The organism is Leisingera sp. SS27, from assembly GCF_028368855.1.
GTDB lineage: Bacteria > Pseudomonadota > Alphaproteobacteria > Rhodobacterales > Rhodobacteraceae > Leisingera.
The window spans coordinates 61264-77334 of the sequence record NZ_JAQNCY010000013.1 but is presented as its reverse complement, the minus strand read 5'-3'; the positions used below and the strand labels follow the sequence as shown (position 1 = coordinate 77334).

The following is a 16071-nucleotide window of genomic DNA, read 5'->3' as shown; positions in this document are numbered from 1 at the left end:
GGCGGTCAGGTGCTGAGGGTGATCTTGCCGGAAATTTCCGTGACCCTGCCGATGAGGGCGGCCGGGTATCCGGCTGCGGTGAGCTGCGCCAGCAGTTCATCTGCCTGACCGGGGGACACAGCTGCCAGCAGGCCGCCGGCGGTTTGCGGATCGAACAGCAGATCCTGCCAGCCGGTTGTCGTCAGCTCCGGCAGGGCGGCCTGGTTGGCGGGAAACAGTGTGGAGCGGATGCCGCGGTCCGCAAGTTCCGCCGCGCCTTGCATCAGGGGGATCTTGCCGGCGGACAGCTCTGCCCCGGTGCGGGACGCTTCGCAGATGCCCAGCAGATGGCCCAGGAGGCCGAAGCCGGTCACATCGGTCATTGCATGTGCCTCCTGCAGGATGCGGGCGGCGGTGCCCTGCGGCTGACTCATCTGCTCCAGCGCAGCCGCCACCCAGTCTCCCTTGGCCTCGCCGGCCATCTCTGCGGCCATCAGAACGCCGGAGCCGAGGGGCTTGGTCAGTATCAGCGCATCGCCGGGTTGCGCGCCTGCGAGGGTGATGGCGGGGCGGGGGCAGAGGCCGGTGACGGTGAAGCCGATGGTCAGCTCATCCCCCAGCGAGGTGTGGCCGCCGATGATAGCGGCGCCGGCGTTTTGCATGACGGCAGAGGCGGCATCCATGATCTCTGCCAGGGTGCGGGCCTGCAGGGCCGGCGACATGCGCGGCAGGATCAGGTTGGCGGTGGCGGCCTGCGGTTCCGCCCCCATGGCCCAGATGTCGCCAAGCGCGTGCACGGCGGCGATGCGGGTCATCAGCACAGGGTCGTTGGTGAAGCTGCGCAGGTGGTCGGTGCTGATCACCTGTTTGACGCCGCCGGTGGTCAGCAGCGCCGCATCATCGCCGGGCAAAGGCGTAATATCCTCTCGGTTCGTGCTGCCAATTCCTGCAAGCGTGCCGAGCAGCGCGTCGCGGCCGACCTTGGCGCCGCAGCCGCCGCACATGGGCTTGTCCCCCAGTGCCTGCTCCATATCAAGGGTGTGCTCGGCGGGCAGGTCCGGTGCATCCATGGCGGGCAGGTCGCGGAACTTCTCCATGAAAGCCTGATCGATTCTGTCCTTCCACGTCCACATCAGCGAACCGGAGAGGGGGGTGCCGAAACGTTCGCCAAGCGCCTCCTTGGAGCCCATGGAGATCAGTTTCAGATAATCCTTCTGCGGACGGTATTTGCGCTGGGGATCGCCGGTCAGCAGCGCGCGGAGGTTGTGATAGAGCACCGGCGATTGCCTAACGGCATAGACGCCCGCCTTGGGGCGCGGGGCAAACGCCATATGGGCGCAGTCGCCGGCGGCAAAGACATTGGCGGCGGAGCTTTGCAGGGTTTCGCCGACGCGGATGAAGCCGTCCTGCAGGTCCAGGCCGCTGTCCGCCAGCCAGTCATACGGGCGGGCGCCGGCGGCGCCGGTGGTGAAGTCCGACAGGATCTCGCGGCCGTCCTGCAGCGTGATGTAGCCGTCTTCAATGCAATCGATTCTGGCGTTTTCCTCCAGCCGCACACCGTGTTCCACCAGGGCGCGGCGCAGGGTCTGGCGCGCCTTTGTGCCAATCGCGCGCAATGCCTCGTCGCTATCAATCAGTGTTGCCTGGGCGAGGCGGCCGCGGGCGCGCAGCGCGTAGGCCATGGCGAGGATCAGCTCCACCCCGGCAACACCGCCGCCGATCACCGCGACATGGGCGGGGCCGTCGTTTTCGCGGAAGGCGGCCCAGCGGGCGGCGAAGCGGCCCAGCGGCTTGGCCGGGATGCCGTGGTCAGCAAAGCCCGGCAGATCCGGCATGGCGGAGGTGATGCCGATGTCGATCGAGGCCACGTCATAGGCAATCGGCGGGCGGTCCGGCACATGCACCAGCCGGGCAGCTGTGTCGATGTGTTCAGCCGCGCCCAGCACGACGCGGGCGCCGGCAAAACGGGCGAGGCGCACGAGGTCGATGTCCAGTTCGTCCCTCTGGTAGTGGCCTGCAACGAAGCCGGGCAGCATGCCGGAATAGGGCGCCGAGGGGCCGGGATTGATGACCGTCAGCCGGGCGCCGGGCAGGGGCTTCATCCCCCATTTGCGCAAGACCAGCGCGTGGGTATGGCCGCCGCCCACCAGAACCAGGTCACGGGTCAGCGGCAGGCGGGAAGTGTCGATCACGGGTCAGGCCTTCCTGGGTATGGGCTTTCAGTCTTCGGCAGGCGGGGTTTGTTCCGCGTGGCGGCGTTCCTCGTCCTCGGGCGTGTCATGGGTGGCCCAATGATCATCGCCGCCGGCCTCGGGCATTGTGGCGCGGGTTTCCTGCCGGTGGATATGCACCTTGGCAATGAAATTTGCCGTGATCGGTGCGGTCAGGAACAGGAACAGGGTGATCATCAGCTCATGGTAGGAGAAGTATTTCTCAAACGCGGCGGCGTGCAGCATGGAGGCCAGCAGCACCCCGCCGACGCCAAGGGTCGTGGCCTTGGTCGGCGCGTGCAGCCGCGACATCTGGTCGTTCAGCTTGATCAGCCCGTAGGAGCCGACAATACCGAATATGCCGGCGGTTACCAGGAAGGCGGCGACGAGGAATTCAAACAGGGTTTCCATCTTTCTGCCCCTTACTCGATGATGTTGCCGCGCAGGATGAAGCGCGCGTAGGCCACGGTGGAGACAAAGCCGAGCATGGCGATGATCATCGCAGCCTCAAAGAAGATCTCGGTTCCCAGTGCCATACCGTAAAGCACCATCAGGGCGATGGCGTTGATGAACATGGTATCGAGCGCCAGGATCCGGTCGGCCACATCGGGGGCGGTGACGACCTTCCAGAGGTTCATCAGCATGGCGAGCGCGAAGCAGGCAAAGGCGAAGGTGGCAGCGCTTTCGATCATTCGAAAATCTCCATCAGCCGGCGCTCGTAGCGCTGTTTGATCTCATCCCGGACCGCGTCGGGGTTGGGGGCATCGAGGCAGTGCACCAGCAGGGCGTGGCCCTCATCCGAGACATCTGCCGAGAGGGTGCCAGGGGTCATGGTGATGGTGCCCGCCAGCGCAGTGATTGCCTCCGGTGTTTTCAGGTCCAGCGGGACGGTGATCCAGTTGGGGCGGCGGTCGGCGTTAGGTTTGAACAGCACGATGCGGGCGACAATGATATTGGCCTGCACGATGTCCAGTAGCACCACCAGAATGTATTCCGCGATCTTGAGCGGGCGCCGCAGGTTGGGGCGGTTGGGCCAGTAGGGCTGGGTCACGAAGGGGATCACCACCCCCAGCAGGAAGCCGAAGACCAGGGAGTTCAGCGACCAGCGGTTCACCATCAGCAGCCAGGTGAGGGTCAGCAGAAGGGTGAGAAACGGGTGCGGGAACAGCCGCCAGATCAGTTTCATTCCGCGGTCCTCCCCAGAACGGTGTCGATATAGGCCGACGGCGCATAGAGCTGCGCCGCCGTTGCCTCAGCATAGCGGGTGGCGGGACCTGCAAAAACGGTGAGCGCCACCAGTCCGCCAAGCAGGCCGAAGCAGGCCACGAAGGGCAGCTGTGCCGGCCGGGCGGGCAAAGTGTCAACGGGCGGCTCTGCGCTGGTGTCCGTATCCTCAGGTGGCAGGCCGTGGCCTTTCCAGAACAGGAGCGAGCCTGCACGCGCCATGCCGATGATGGTGACAAGCGATCCCAGCAGGATCACACCCCAGATCCAAGGGGCCAGCGCGGCGCCGCGGGTGGCGTCCAGCACCAGCAGTTTGCCCAGGAAGCCCGACAGCGGCGGCATCCCCGCCAATGCGATTGCGGCGGCAAAGAACAGGGCCGAGATCAGTCCGGTCTGCGGCATCGGCAGCTGCGGCAGGATCCACTGGCCCTGACGCTCCATCACCAGATCGGCGACCAGGAACAAGAGCGCCGCGGCGAGGGTGGAGTGCACCAGATAGTAAAGCGCGGCTGCGGCGGCGGTCTGGGTGAACAGCGAAATGGCAATCAGCAGCGTGCCCATGGAGGCAATGGCGCCAAAGGCGGCGAGGCGGCCCAGCTTTTTGGAGCCGAGGACACCGATGGCGCCGGCGCCGAGGGTCAGGAGGGCCGCGGGCAGCAGCCAGCTTTCGGTCAGGCCTGCGGTGGCCTCGACCTCGGGGCCGAAGACCAGCGTGTAGATGCGCAGGATCGAATAGGCGCCGACCTTGGTCATGATGGCAAAGAGCGCCGCCACTGGCATAGGCGCGTTGGCATAGGCCGAGGGCAGCCAGAAGTGCAGCGGCAGGAGGGATGCCTTGATGGCAAATACCAGCAGAAGCATCACCGCGCCGACACGCAGGAGGGCGGTGTCCTCCGCCGGGATCTGGGCGACCTTCACGGCGAGGTCGGCCATGTTCAGGGTGCCGGTGACGGAATAGAGCGTGCCGAGCGCAAACAGGAACAGGGTGGAGCCCAGGAGGTTGAACACCACATACTGCACGCCTGCCTGAAACCTCCGGGTGCCGCCGGAATGGATCATCAGCCCGTAGGAGGCGATGAGCAGCACTTCGAAGAAGACAAACAGGTTAAAGGCGTCGCCGGTCAGGAAGGCGCCCATGATGCCCATCAGCTGGAACTGGAACAGCGCGTGGAAGTTACTGCCGCGGGTGTCCCATCCGGATCCGATGGCATAGAGCAGCACCGGCAGGGCCAGGAGCGAGGTCAGAACGATCATCATCGCCGACAGCCGGTCCAGCACCAGGACGATGCCGAAGGGCGCGGGCCAGTCGCCGAGTTCGTAGACTTTGACGGTGCCATCGGCGGCCTGTGCGGCCAGCGCCAGGGTGACGCCTGCCAGCAGCACCGCACTCGCCAGCGAGAAGATCCGTTGAAGGTCCAGGTGGTGGCGCAGCACCATGATGATGAAGGGCGCAACAAGGGCGGGCAGAACCACCGGTGCGATCAGCAGGTGTTCCATCATGCCTCCTCCTCGGCGCCGTCTGCCTCAACCGGCATTGCGGTAGCGTCGTCACGGGACGACAGATACGCCCCCAGCGCGATCATCACCACCACGGCGGTCATGCCGAAGGAGATCACGATGGCCGTGAGCACCAGCGCCTGCGGCAGCGGATCAGTATAGGCGACCTCCTCATACTTGTTGAGGATCGGCGGCGCGCCGGTGACCAGCCTGCCGGTGGCAAACAGGAACACATTGACCGCATAGGTCAGCAGCGACAGGCCCAGGATCACCGGGAAGCTGCGGCGGCGCAGGATCAGGTAGACACCTGCCGCCGTCAGGATGCCCACGGCAGAGGCAACGAGAAGTTCCATGGTTATCCCTCCGTCCCGGTCTTGGCCGCTTCGTCGCGGGCCGGGTTGATGTCCATTGCGTGCTCAGAACTGATCCCCGGCTGCCAGGCAAAGCGCGACAGGCTTTCCAGCGCCAGCAGCACCGCACCGACCACGGCCAGAAAGACGCCGAGGTCAAAGAGGGCGGCAGTGGCCCATTCGAATTCCTCCAGCGGCGGCCAGTGCAGGTAGCCGAAATCGCTGGTCAGGAACGGCTTTCCGTTGAACCAGGCGCCCATGCCGGTGGCGGCGGCGATCAGCACGCCGGAGCCGATGATGGCGTGGTAGGGATAGCGCTGCCGCTCGGTCGCCCAGGCAAAGCCGGAGGCCATGTACTGCATGATGATGGCGATGGCGGCAACCAGGCCGGCAATAAAGCCGCCGCCTGGCAGGTTGTGGCCGCGGAAGAAGATGTAGGCGGCGACCATCAGCGCCAGCGGCATCATCACCCGGGTGGCCACCACCATCATCAGCGGATGGGCGTCGCCCGCCTGCGGCAGGTCGGGCTTGCGGTTCAGCAGATAGGCCCGGACTTTGGAGCCGAGCACCGCCTCTGTCAGGGCAAAGATCACCATCGCGGCGATGCCCAGCACGATGATCTCGCCAAAGGTGTCATAGCCGCGGAAGTCGACCAGGATCACGTTCACCACATTGGTGCCGCCGCCGCCCTTGTAAGAATTGGCGAGGTGGAAGTCCGAGATGGTCGGGAAGGCAAAGTCCCGCATCAGGAGCGCATAGATCAGCCCGCCGGCGCCAAGGCCTGCCACCACTGCAATTGCGCCGTCGCGGAGGCGGGTGAGGGCCGGGGTCTCAACCGGGGTTTCCTTGGGCATGAAATTCAAGGCCAGCAGCATCAGGATGATCGTCACCACCTCAACCGAGATCTGGGTCAGCGCCAGGTCAGGGGCCGAGAGGTAGTTGAAGGACATAGAGACCACGAGGCCCACCACGCCGATGAGCACCAGCGACAGCAGGCGGTTGCGGTGCTTGGCGACGATGAACAGGGTTGCGACCACCAGGGCGAACCAGCCGACAACCGGCAGCGCGCCCGGGTCCTGCATCTGTCGGGTTTCAGCTCCCAATGTCCCGCCGCGGTAAGCGAAATAGCTGATCGCCACGGTGAAGGTGATCATGATGGCCGCGTAACGGGTGAGGACACCGTTGTGCAGTCCTTCGGTCACGAACTGGCTGAGCCGGGTGAAGGCGCCGATGAGTGCCTCGAAAATGGTCTTGGCCTCAGGCCGGGGCAGAGCGTTCCAGGTCCGCTGCAGGGGGGCGTGCAGGGCAAGCAGGACCAGGCCGCCGATGACAGCCGCCACCGACATACAAAGCGCCGGGGTCAGCCCGTGCCAGAGCTTGAGCGAGTAATAGGGCAGCTCGCCGCCGCCAATGACGGCGCCGGCGGCAGTGGCGACCATCGGGCCGGCGATCTTGGCCGAGGCGAGGCCGATCAGCACCACCAGAAGCACCAGGAAGGCCGGGCCGATCCACATGCCAGTGTTCGGGTCATGCGGGTGGGCGGGGTAATCCTCGCGCTTTTGCCCGAGGAAGACATGGGCGATGAAGCGGAAGGAATAGGCAGCGGAGAACAGCGCCGCCACAGTTGCCAGGGCGGGCACAAGCAGATGCGAGCCGTTCCAGATGGTGTGGGAGGTTTCCTCCAGCATCATTTCTTTGGAAAGGAAGCCGTTGAGAGGCGGGATGCCGGCCATTGACAGTGCGGCCACCGCGCCGATGGTGAAGGTGACGGGCATCAGGTGGCGCAAGCCGCCAAGGCGTTTGATGTCACGGGTGCCCGCCTCATGGTCGACGATGCCCGCGGTCATGAACAGCGCGGCCTTGAAAGTAGCGTGGTTGATGATGTGGAACACTGCAGCCACCGCGGCGATCTTGGTGCCAAAGCCCAGGAGCATGGTGATCAGGCCCAGGTGGCTGACGGTGGAGAACGCCAGCAGAGCCTTGAGGTCATCCTTGAAGAGCGCAATCACCGCGCCCAGCAGCATGGTCACAAGGCCGGTGGTGGCAACGATATAGAACCACTCCGGCGTGCCGGCCAGCACCGGCCACAGGCGGGCCATCAGGAACAGCCCGGCCTTTACCATGGTGGCGGAGTGAAGATAGGCCGAAACCGGGGTCGGGGCGGCCATTGCGTGCGGCAGCCAGAAGTGGAAGGGGAACTGCGCCGATTTGGTGAAGGCACCCAAGAGGATCAGGATCAGCGCCGGCAGGTAAAGGTCCGAGGATTGGATCGTGTCCTTGTTCTGCAGGATCACGCTGAGGTCGTAGGAGCCCGCGATGTGGCCCAGCATCAGCATGCCGGCAATCATCGCCAGCCCGCCGGAGCCGGTGACGGTCAGCGCCATGCGCGCGCCCTGGCGGCCTTCGGGCAGGTGCTTCCAGTAACCGATCAGCAGAAAGGAGCTGAGCGAGGTCAGTTCCCAGAACACCAGCAGCAGCAGGATGTTGTCGGACAGAACGATGCCCACCATCGCGCCCTGGAACAGCAGAAGGTAGCTATAGAACTGGCCCATCGGATCTTCGCGCGACAGGTAGTAGCGGGCATAAAGGATGATCAGGAGGCCGATGCCCAGGATCATTGCGGCAAACAGGAAACCAAGGCCATCAAGGAAGAAATGCGCGTTAAGGCCAAGCGCGGGCAGCCAGTCCACAGCGGCAAAAACCGTCTCACCGCGGAACACGGCGGGGATGTGCAGCATCAGCCCTATGAAGGCGAGCAGGGTGGTCAGCCCGGCAGCGGAGGCGGCCGCATTGCGTCCGGCGCGGATCAATAGCGCGGGGAAGACGGCTCCGATAAAGGGCAGGGCCGCAATCAGGAAAAGGGACACGTGCAAGTCTCCTGTCGGGTTGGCGCGTCGTTTTTGGACCAGTGCTAAGCAATTTTGTTGCTCAGAACCACCCCTGCCGCCCCGATTGCGGCGGGAATGCCGCAGCCAAAGGCAGAGTGAATACGCTCGTTACGGGCATAATTGGGCAGCAGGCGCGCAATAACAAGAACTTGACCGGCGGATTCTGCCTGTTTCTGGTGATCAATGGCCATCGGGCTGCTAGACCGGTGAGGAACAAGCGGCAGCGGAGGCAGGATGGCAGACGTGGAACCAGGGAACCCGAAGCTCACCCGGCGGCTGATGCTGCTGGGAGGCACTGCGGCGGCGGCTGGTTTTGGCTTCTGGTGGCAGCGCCGCCAGCCGCCGGATCACAGCCATCCGCGGCTGAGCGCGGCTGAGGCCTATGGCCAGGCGCAGGCGGGGGAGATCCTTCTGGTGGATGTCCGCACGCCGCAGGAATGGCGGGCGTCCGGGGTGCCGGTGGGCAGCCATCAGATCGACATGCGGCGGGAGGATTTCATTGCCGCCCTGCAGCAGGTTGCGGGGCCCGACCGGTCCGTTCCTGTGGCGCTGATCTGTGCCCGTGGTGTGCGCTCGGCGCGGATGACGCTGGCCCTGACGGAGGCAGGCTTTACCCATGTGATCGACGTGCCCGAGGGGATGCTGGGCTCTGCAGCGGGGCCGGGATGGATCGCGGGCAACCTGCCGGTGGCGCGGTGGAACGGATGATGCGGGGGCTGGGAAAGGCAGCCGGTGCTGCGGTCATCGCCGCGGTTCTGGGCAGTGCGGCCTCAGCGGGCTGCGGGGATGTGCAGACCGCCTGCAATGTGGAGGCGGGCGCCTACCATATCGTGCTGCCGGAACGGGAAGCTGAAGGCGGTGCCGTGCCGGTGGTGATGTTCCTGCATGGCTATGGCGGCAGCGGCAGCAGCGTTCTTCGCAACCGGGACATGGTGGCGGGGCTGACGCAGCGCGGCTATGCGGTGATCGCGCCAGAGGGGCTGAAGCGCGACGGCAGCGGTCCGCAGTCCTGGGGCTTTGGCCCCTTTACCGGCGGGCGTGATGAGGGCGCCTTCTTTGCTGCGGTGCTTGCGGATGCGGCAGAAATGTTCGGCACGTCCCGTTCGCAGACTGTTCTGGCCGGGTTCTCCGCAGGCGCGTTCATGGTGCATTATCTGGCCTGCCGCGACCCGGCTGCCTTTGCCGGTTATGCGCCGGTGTCCGGGGCGTTCTGGCGGCCGCAGCCGGAGCGCTGCGAGGGGCCGGTGCGGCTGCTGCAGGTGCATGGATGGCGCGACGAGGTGGTGCCGCTGGAGGGGCGCATCCTGGGCGGCGGGCGGTTTGAGCAGGGCGATGCCTTTGCCGCGCTGGAGGTCTGGCGTGAGGCCAATGCTTGCGCCTCTCATGCGCCGGACAAGGCGTGGAGCGCCAATAGCCTGATGCGCCGCCGCTGGGACTGCGGGCCGGGTGCGGATATTGAACTGGTGCTGTTTGACGGCGGACATTCGGTGCCCAAAGGCTGGGCCGCGCTGATGGCAGACTGGTTCGAGGATCAGCCCGCGGTGCGCTGAGGCAGATGGCATGTCCGGCAGGGGAGGCGGGCTCCCGCCGCTTTGGCCCTGAAATCAGAGATTTGCAGGTCAAAGCGTTGGGCCGGGCAGCGCGCCCTTCCGGGCGCGCTGCGGTTGCGTTCGCCGCCGGCCGCGCCGCGCGTGAGCGCGGCGCCGGGCCCAAGGCCGCCAAGGGGTCCCGGCAACAGCCGGGGCATCCTGCGGGCGCGGGAGTTCCGTGTTTTCGGCGTTTACTCTGCCGGGGTTCCGCGGGCGTTGCTGCCGTCGAGTAGGGCTTTCAGGTCGGCGCGGGCGGCACGGGCGGCGCGGGTGATCTGGGGTTCAGTGAACTCCTCGCGCGTGGCCATCCAGTTGCGGATGCGGTTCACGGTCTTGACACCGGAGAGCGCCGAGAGCGGCACCGCCAGCACCAGCGACAAGGCGATGGGCGCCAGCCACAGCGACACGGTTCCGGTCAGGATCCCCGCCCAGAGCGCAACACCGCTGACGGTTTCCAGCGCGTGGCAGGTGGCCAGCGTGCGCAGCGAGTAGCTGCCGCCATCACGCGCCTGCGGCGCCCAGCCGCGCTGCAGGCCAAGGGCGGTGCGGAACACCGCGATCATCTGCTGCACCATCAGGATCGGCGCATAGAGAATGGCCAGCACCACCTCGGATACAAAGGACAGCGCGAAATGCACCGGGCCGCCGTATTCGGAAAACCGGCTGCCGGTCAGCGGCAGCGCCATTGCGGCCAGCATCTTGGGCGCCAGCAGCATTGCGTAGATCAGAATGATCACCAGCACATGCTTGGGCTCGGACATGTCCGGCCAGCTGGGGCGGAAGGGGTTAGCCTCGCTGAAGTAGCTGATCACAGACGCCTCTTCGCTGCGGCCGATCACGGCCCAAAGAACCAGCAGCGCAAACCAGACCGGCGCCATGAGGTAACCGATCGCGCCTGCAAACAGGTGGAAGCGGGAGATCGCGCGAAAGCCCTTGGCGTGCAGCAGGTTCAGGTGTTGCAGGTTGCCCTGGCACCAGCGGCGGTCGCGCAGGATGTGGTCGATCAGGGTGGCGGGCGTTTCCTCATAAGAGCCGCGGATGCGCGGCAGGAAGCGCACTGACCAGCCGGCCCGGCGCAAGAGGCCTGCCTCGACGAAATCGTGGCTCATGATCAGCTTCCCGCCGCCGCCGAAGCGCGAGCGCAGCAGCGGCAGGCCGGCGCAGGCGGCAAAGGCGCGGGTGCGGATGATGGCGTTGTGGCCCCAGTAGTTGCCCTCGTGGCCGGCCCAGCGGGCCAGGCCCTCGGCCAGCGCGAGCCCATAGACGCCATTGGCAAACTGCTGCATGCGGCCAAAGACGGATTGGGCGCCAATCAGCTGCGGGTAGCTCTGGATCAGGCCGGCGCCGGGGTCGCGGGCCAGCGCATCCGCCAGCCGGGCGATGGCGCGGCCGGTCATCAGGCTGTCGGCGTCCAGCACCAGCATCGCCTCATAGCCTGCGCCCCAGCGGCGCACCCAGTCGGAGATATTGCCGACTTTGCGGCCCTCGTTGTCGTCGCGGCGGCGGTAGTAAAGCTCGGTGCCTTCCGGCAGCATGGTGCGCAGCGCCTCGACGCTGGCGCGCTCCTGCGCGGCAATGGCGTCGTCGCGGGTATCCGACAGGATGAACATTGCGTACTCGTGCAGGCCGCCGCGGCCGTGCAGTTCCTGCAGCATGGTCTGGGCGTTGCCCAGCACATACCAGGGCACCTCGTTGTAGACCGGCATCAGGAGTGCCACCTTCATCGGGCGGGCAGCGCCGCGGCTGGCGGTGCGCTCGCGGCGCGAGAGGCTGTAGAGGCCCAAGAGCACGGTAGAGACGGTGAAGGCGATCCAGAAGAAGTTGAAGGCGATCAGCGCCAGCAGGATCGTCTCCAGCACCGAGAAGCCGCCATCGGTGAACCAGCCGCCCATGACCCAGGTCAGGACACCGGTTGCGGCCATCGCAGGCGAAAACGCCAGCAGGCGCCAGAGTGCCACCTGACGCGGCGCGGCGGCGCCTGGGGCTTCAGCATCACGGAAGTCCTTGCTGAAGTCCTGTTCCGGCATCGCCAAGGGCTGTTCCGGGGGCATCAGATCACATGCGGTCATGCGGTCCACCTGTAAAGCCAGACCTCGGAAGCGGGGTTGCCGTCTTTCCTGAGCTGGGCGCGAAATTCGATGTGATCCCGGTCTTCGGGATCGAAGTAGAAAGCGAGGCGCATGCCGCCCGTTTCCGGATTGCGCTGCAGCACGCCGTCGCTGGCGGCCACATGGGGAGAGTGGATGTGAACGTCAAGATCCTCCGGATCGCCGTCGAGCAGCGGGTGCGAATCGAAGTCGATGGTGATGATCCGGCCCGGCCCGCCGAAGATGCGGGCGCCCTCGGCGGTGGACAGCACACGCGGCAGGGGCAGGGACGGTTCGCTGCCCCAGGTGAGGCGGTAGTCGAGCCTGATCTCGCTTCCCTTTGCATAGGGCTCACGCGGGCGCCAGTAGGCGACGATGTTGTCGTAAATTTCCTTGTCCGCTGGGATTTCCACCAGGGTAACGGCACCTTTGCCCCAGTCCTGCTTGGGTTCGACCCACAGGCAGGGGCGTTTGTGGTAAAAGGCTTCGAGGTCGTTGAAGTCCGACAGCTTGCGGGCACGCTGCATCAGGCCGAAGCCGCGCGGGTTTTCGTCAACGAATGACGACACTTGCAGGCGTTTCGGGTTGGAGAGCGGCCGCCACAGGGTCTCGCCATTGCCGTTTTGCACCAGCAGGCCGTCGGTGTCGTGCACCGCCGGGCGGAAATCGTCGAAGTCGTGGCGGTTCTTGGCGTCGAACAGGAACATCGAGGTGAGCGGCGCGAGGCCTGCGTGGGTCAGGTCTTCGCGGGCAAACAGCGTTGCCTCCACATCCATCACGGCGCTGCTGCCGGGGGTGATGGTAAAGCGGTAGGCGCCGGTGACGGAGGGCGAGTCCATCAGCGCATGCACCACCATGTGGCGCTGGCCGGGGGCAGGGGCCTCCAGCCAGAATTCGATGAATTCGGGGAACTCCTCGCCTTCCGGGTCGGCGGTCTTGAGCGCCAGGCCGCGGGCCGACTGACCGTAGGCGTTGCCGGTGCCGATGGCGCGGAAGTAGCTGGCGCCCTGGAAGACGCAGAATTCGGTCTTCTTGCCGGGTTCGGACTGCTCGGTGCGCAGGCGCAGGCCGGAGTAACCCAAGTCGCCTTCGGTGGTCAGATCCGGCGCCTTGTCGGATTTGTCGAAGAGCGACAGGTCGAAGGGCACCCGGGCAGACAATCCGTTTGCCACTGTGTTGATCTGGATGGCGCGCGGGAAATAGAGGCCGGGCAGGAAGAAATCGACGTTGTAGCTGCGGTCTGTCCCGGACCAAAGCGCATCCTTGGTGCGGAACCAGCGGGCCTTGTAATCATCATAGGACTGATCCAGCCAGTCCTTCGGCACGGTGGGGCGTTCGGCATAATCCGCGGCGGCCAGGGCGCGGGCCTTGGCAACCACGATGTCGCGGGTGAACGGCACGGCTTCACTGGCCGTGCCGGGCAATGCTGCTAGGGCGGTGCTGCCCAATGCTGCAGCCAGGAATGTGCGGCGGGAAAAATAGCTCATCGCTTGGCTCTCCAAGGTTGCGACTTGAACCAAGCTGCGGTGTAAGCGCAGACAATGATTAGGAAAAAGCCAACCAGGTTGGCGAATGCCGTGGTCATAACCGCGCGGTCGGTCTGGTCAAGCGCAAAGCCGATGAAACGGGCCAGAGCCATTGAAAAAACAAACACCGCAAGCGATTGCTGGCCGACCTTGGTGATCAGTTTCAGCAAAACTGCCCAGATGCGCGCAGCCAGCGAATGGCCGGTGGCAATGAGCCGCTTGCCGCCGGTGCCCGCGGCCACCCAGCCCAGATAAGCCAGCGACAGGAAATGGGCATAGCGCAGCAGGCCGAAGTCGGTCTTCTCGCGCCACTCCGCAGTGATCTCCCAGGTGGGGCGGATCAGGCTGGCCAGATCTTTGTTCGCCGCTTCCACCCACAGGAAGACTTTCCAGGAGCCGAAGGGGGCGGAGAGGATCAGGAATGCGGCGGCCAGGATCACCAGCGCCTTGGAGACCGGCGGTGCAGGCAGCCAGCCTTTCATGAACGCAAAGCCTGTGAAGAACAGCAGCTGCCAGCCGAGCGGATTGAAAAACCATTCACGCTCCGACCAGGGTTCCGCCATGAAGGAGATGCCGTCCGGGCCTAGGCCGATGATGTAAGGGTTGGCAGTAAGCCAGATCAGGACACTGGCGGCGGCTACGGTCCACAGGCCCGCCTTCTCCAGCCCCATCATCAGTGGCATCAGCAGCAGAACTACCAGGTACATCGGCAGGATGTCGAAGTAGTTCGGCACATAGGTGAGGGTGAAGAGCCCCACCAGCTGGGTCATCGGATCCTTGAAGAAATGACCCAGATTCAGCGAGTTCACGTAGCTTTTTTCAAACCCGCCATAGAGGTCGATGGCAGCCATGGAGACAGCAATGAAGACAAACAGGCCGATGTGGGCCCAGAACACCTGCCAGCAGCGAAACAGCACCCTGGCGGTGCCCAGAAACCAGCCTTGCTTGGCATAAGAGCCGCCGAAGGCAATGGCCGAGGCCATGCCGGAGCAGAAGACAAAGATCTCGGTTGCGTCGGAGAAGCCGAAGCGGGCCGGGATCCAGCTGGCCCAGCGGTTGCCCGGGACATGCGCCACCAGGATGATGAACATCGCGATGCCGCGGTAGAAGTCGAGCCGCGGGTCGCGGACGCGCGGCTGGGCCGCTTGCGGCGGGGGCGCTGCGCGGTTGGCAGCACTGGGGTCTTTCTGAGGCCCGGGGAAGGGCGCAACGCTGGACATTGGTCGTTTTGGTCCTTGAAGGGTCTTATTCGGCGGGAACGCTTGCGGCGTCGGGAGAGTTCCGGCCCTGGGCGATCAGAGCGCGCCGGGCCAGGGCGTAATTGTCCTCGGTGCCGCCGCGCTTGACGCGGCGGTCATCAAGGATTGCTTCGGCTTCGTCAAGACGTCCTGCGCGCAGGCCCGCGTCGATGGTTATCCGTTCGAAAACATCGCGTTGCGCGTGGCTGCCGCCGGCCAGCTGCAGCGTGGCGCGGGCTGTGGACAAATGCGCGAAAGCAGCCTTGTAATTACCGTCTCCGAAGGCTTCCAGCCCGTCTGCGGCGGCGCATCCGGGGGCCGCCATCCGCTCTTTCGCTTCGCTGCCGCCGGCGCTGGCATCGGCGTGAATCCGCTGAACCAGCTTGTGCGCGTCTTCCTTGCGGTGGCCGGTCAGAGCCAGGAGGTAGTGCAGATCGGCAAAAATCAGGCTGCCGTCCTCAGTCCGGCTGGCGCAGAGATTCGCCAGCTCCTCCCAGCGGGCACCGACACTGACGCCTTCAAGCTCCAGCCGCATCAAAAGCGAGGTTGCGTTGGAGATGTCGCGGTAGTCATCGGTCTTGTCCTTGCGGACCTCTGTGTCATAGAGCGCGATGGCCTCATCCATCTGGCCAAGGTCCAGATGCATCAGCGCCTTGTGCCACCAGACGTGGTAGCGGAAGTTGTTGCAATGCGCCCAAGCCTCCTCGCGGCCATGCAGCCATTCCAGCCCGGCCGCTGCGTTGCCGGTCATATCGTGGACATGGGCGACGGCATGCAGGCCCCATGCATCGTCCGGCGCCATCCACAGCGCCTGACGGCCTGCATTGGCGGCGCGCTCGTATTCGCCGGTTTCCTCCAGCGCAAAGGAGTGGCAGCCCAGGAGGTAGCCGCGGCCAGCATGATCCGGGCAATAGCTCGGCAGCACCCGTTCGATCGAGGCGCGCATGCCTGCGGGATCACCCATGATGAAACGGATGCCATGGCTGAGTTTCATGGCCAGCGTGTCCTGCGGAAAGATGTCCAGCACTTCTTCCATCCGCTGGATGGCCAGGCTGGGATGACCGGCAAGCCAGTTTTCCAGCGCGTCGACATATTTCCGTTCGCGGGGCAGGGCGGCCTCGTAGACCGCCTTGGCGTCCTGCAACGCCGCGCGCGCGGCAGGCAGCAGTTCGCTGCGCCCAAGCATCAGCAGCGACAATCCCTTGATGGCATGTGCCAGGGCAAACTCCGGTGACGCCTTGAGCACCGCGCCAAGATGATCTGCGGTTGCGGCGGCATGAGCCAGAACCCCCAGCTGCACTGCATTCCAGTCCTGCAGTGCGGTGGTGTCAGTCAGGCTGCTCTCCTGGCCGAAAATATCAAGCATCATGGGGTCCAATCTTTGTCAAATGAAGCGCGGGTTCCTGTCCCGATGGAGAGTAGATCATCGCAACGGTCCGGGCGAACCCCGCTCGCGGTTTGGTGATGGGCTGTGTGCACTCGG

14 protein-coding genes are annotated in these 16071 nt (G+C 65.2%); 2 read left to right on the top strand and 12 right to left on the bottom strand.

Going from position 1 to position 16071, the window contains the following annotated elements; all coding sequences use genetic code 11:
• Positions 1-5: 5 nt before the first annotated feature.
• From selD to N6L27_RS20065, 8 genes are read right to left on the bottom strand one after another with little or no spacing between them, the layout of a single operon-like run.
• Positions 6-2168 (bottom strand): selenide, water dikinase SelD, encoded by a 2163-nt coding sequence (gene selD, locus N6L27_RS20100; protein WP_271909251.1) that lies wholly within the window; start codon positions 2166-2168, stop codon positions 6-8.
• Between the two features lie 30 nt (positions 2169-2198).
• Positions 2199-2600: a Na+/H+ antiporter subunit G gene (locus N6L27_RS20095; protein ID WP_271909215.1), complete on the bottom strand. Its 402-nt coding sequence runs from the start codon at positions 2598-2600 to the stop codon at positions 2199-2201.
• 11 nt (positions 2601-2611) lie between these two features.
• A complete protein-coding gene (locus tag N6L27_RS20090) occupies positions 2612-2881 on the bottom strand; it encodes a K+/H+ antiporter subunit F (RefSeq protein WP_019295814.1) in 270 nt (89 codons plus the stop codon).
• On the bottom strand, positions 2878-3375 hold the full coding sequence (locus N6L27_RS20085; protein WP_271909214.1) for a Na+/H+ antiporter subunit E: 498 nt from the start codon (positions 3373-3375) through the stop codon (positions 2878-2880). Before N6L27_RS20085 ends, N6L27_RS20090 begins: the two co-directional genes overlap by 4 nt.
• Positions 3372-4910 carry a monovalent cation/H+ antiporter subunit D gene (locus tag N6L27_RS20080; protein WP_271909250.1) on the bottom strand — a complete coding sequence of 513 codons (1539 nt, stop codon included), beginning with the start codon at positions 4908-4910 and terminating at the stop codon, positions 3372-3374. Before N6L27_RS20080 ends, N6L27_RS20085 begins: the two co-directional genes overlap by 4 nt.
• Entirely contained in the window at positions 4910-5263 is a 354-nt protein-coding gene (locus N6L27_RS20075; protein ID WP_039182262.1) for a Na+/H+ antiporter subunit C, read from the bottom strand. The genes N6L27_RS20080 and N6L27_RS20075 overlap by 1 nt, the downstream gene beginning before the upstream one ends.
• A 2-nt stretch (positions 5264-5265) precedes the next feature.
• Entirely contained in the window at positions 5266-8127 is a 2862-nt protein-coding gene (locus N6L27_RS20070; RefSeq protein ID WP_271909213.1) for a monovalent cation/H+ antiporter subunit A, read from the bottom strand.
• Positions 8128-8171: 44 nt separating this feature from the next.
• Entirely contained in the window at positions 8172-8339 is a 168-nt protein-coding gene (locus N6L27_RS20065) for a hypothetical protein (RefSeq protein WP_271909212.1), read from the bottom strand.
• Positions 8340-8382: 43 nt separating this feature from the next.
• Between N6L27_RS20065 and N6L27_RS20060 the strand changes: the two genes are divergently transcribed.
• Both N6L27_RS20060 and N6L27_RS20055 read left to right on the top strand, forming a co-directional pair.
• Entirely contained in the window at positions 8383-8856 is a 474-nt protein-coding gene (locus N6L27_RS20060) for a rhodanese-like domain-containing protein (protein ID WP_271909211.1), read from the top strand.
• Positions 8853-9698, top strand: a complete 846-nt coding sequence (locus tag N6L27_RS20055; RefSeq protein WP_271909249.1) for an alpha/beta fold hydrolase — start codon at positions 8853-8855, stop codon at positions 9696-9698. The genes N6L27_RS20060 and N6L27_RS20055 overlap by 4 nt, the downstream gene beginning before the upstream one ends.
• 230 nt (positions 9699-9928) lie before the next feature.
• Here N6L27_RS20055 and mdoH read toward each other — a convergent pair whose 3' ends face one another.
• The 4 genes from mdoH to N6L27_RS20035 are packed head-to-tail and all read right to left on the bottom strand — an operon-like array spanning position 9929 to position 15957.
• Positions 9929-11806 carry a glucans biosynthesis glucosyltransferase MdoH gene (gene mdoH, locus N6L27_RS20050; RefSeq protein WP_271909210.1) on the bottom strand — a complete coding sequence of 626 codons (1878 nt, stop codon included), beginning with the start codon at positions 11804-11806 and terminating at the stop codon, positions 9929-9931.
• Positions 11803-13311, bottom strand: coding sequence for a glucan biosynthesis protein (locus N6L27_RS20045; protein ID WP_271909209.1), 1509 nt, complete (start codon positions 13309-13311; stop codon positions 11803-11805). The genes mdoH and N6L27_RS20045 overlap by 4 nt, the downstream gene beginning before the upstream one ends.
• Positions 13308-14570, bottom strand: coding sequence for an OpgC family protein (locus N6L27_RS20040; protein WP_271909208.1), 1263 nt, complete (start codon positions 14568-14570; stop codon positions 13308-13310). Before N6L27_RS20040 ends, N6L27_RS20045 begins: the two co-directional genes overlap by 4 nt.
• Positions 14571-14595: 25 nt before the next feature.
• Positions 14596-15957 carry a tetratricopeptide repeat protein gene (locus N6L27_RS20035; protein WP_271909207.1) on the bottom strand — a complete coding sequence of 454 codons (1362 nt, stop codon included), beginning with the start codon at positions 15955-15957 and terminating at the stop codon, positions 14596-14598.
• Positions 15958-16071 lie beyond the last annotated feature (114 nt).

Coding starts and splice junctions, on each gene's coding strand:
- N6L27_RS20090 (WP_019295814.1), bottom strand. CDS start 2,881: ATGATCGAAAGCGCTGCCACCTTCGCCTTTGCCTGCTTCGCGCTCGCC.
- N6L27_RS20065 (WP_271909212.1), bottom strand. CDS start 8,339: ATGGCCATTGATCACCAGAAACAGGCAGAATCCGCCGGTCAAGTTCTT.
- N6L27_RS20040 (WP_271909208.1), bottom strand. CDS start 14,570: ATGTCCAGCGTTGCGCCCTTCCCCGGGCCTCAGAAAGACCCCAGTGCT.
- N6L27_RS20045 (WP_271909209.1), bottom strand. CDS start 13,311: ATGAGCTATTTTTCCCGCCGCACATTCCTGGCTGCAGCATTGGGCAGC.
- N6L27_RS20060 (WP_271909211.1), top strand. CDS start 8,383: ATGGCAGACGTGGAACCAGGGAACCCGAAGCTCACCCGGCGGCTGATG.
- N6L27_RS20055 (WP_271909249.1), top strand. CDS start 8,853: ATGATGCGGGGGCTGGGAAAGGCAGCCGGTGCTGCGGTCATCGCCGCG.
- N6L27_RS20085 (WP_271909214.1), bottom strand. CDS start 3,375: ATGAAACTGATCTGGCGGCTGTTCCCGCACCCGTTTCTCACCCTTCTG.
- N6L27_RS20035 (WP_271909207.1), bottom strand. CDS start 15,957: ATGATGCTTGATATTTTCGGCCAGGAGAGCAGCCTGACTGACACCACC.
- mdoH (WP_271909210.1), bottom strand. CDS start 11,806: ATGACCGCATGTGATCTGATGCCCCCGGAACAGCCCTTGGCGATGCCG.
- N6L27_RS20080 (WP_271909250.1), bottom strand. CDS start 4,910: ATGGAACACCTGCTGATCGCACCGGTGGTTCTGCCCGCCCTTGTTGCG.
- N6L27_RS20075 (WP_039182262.1), bottom strand. CDS start 5,263: ATGGAACTTCTCGTTGCCTCTGCCGTGGGCATCCTGACGGCGGCAGGT.
- N6L27_RS20095 (WP_271909215.1), bottom strand. CDS start 2,600: ATGGAAACCCTGTTTGAATTCCTCGTCGCCGCCTTCCTGGTAACCGCC.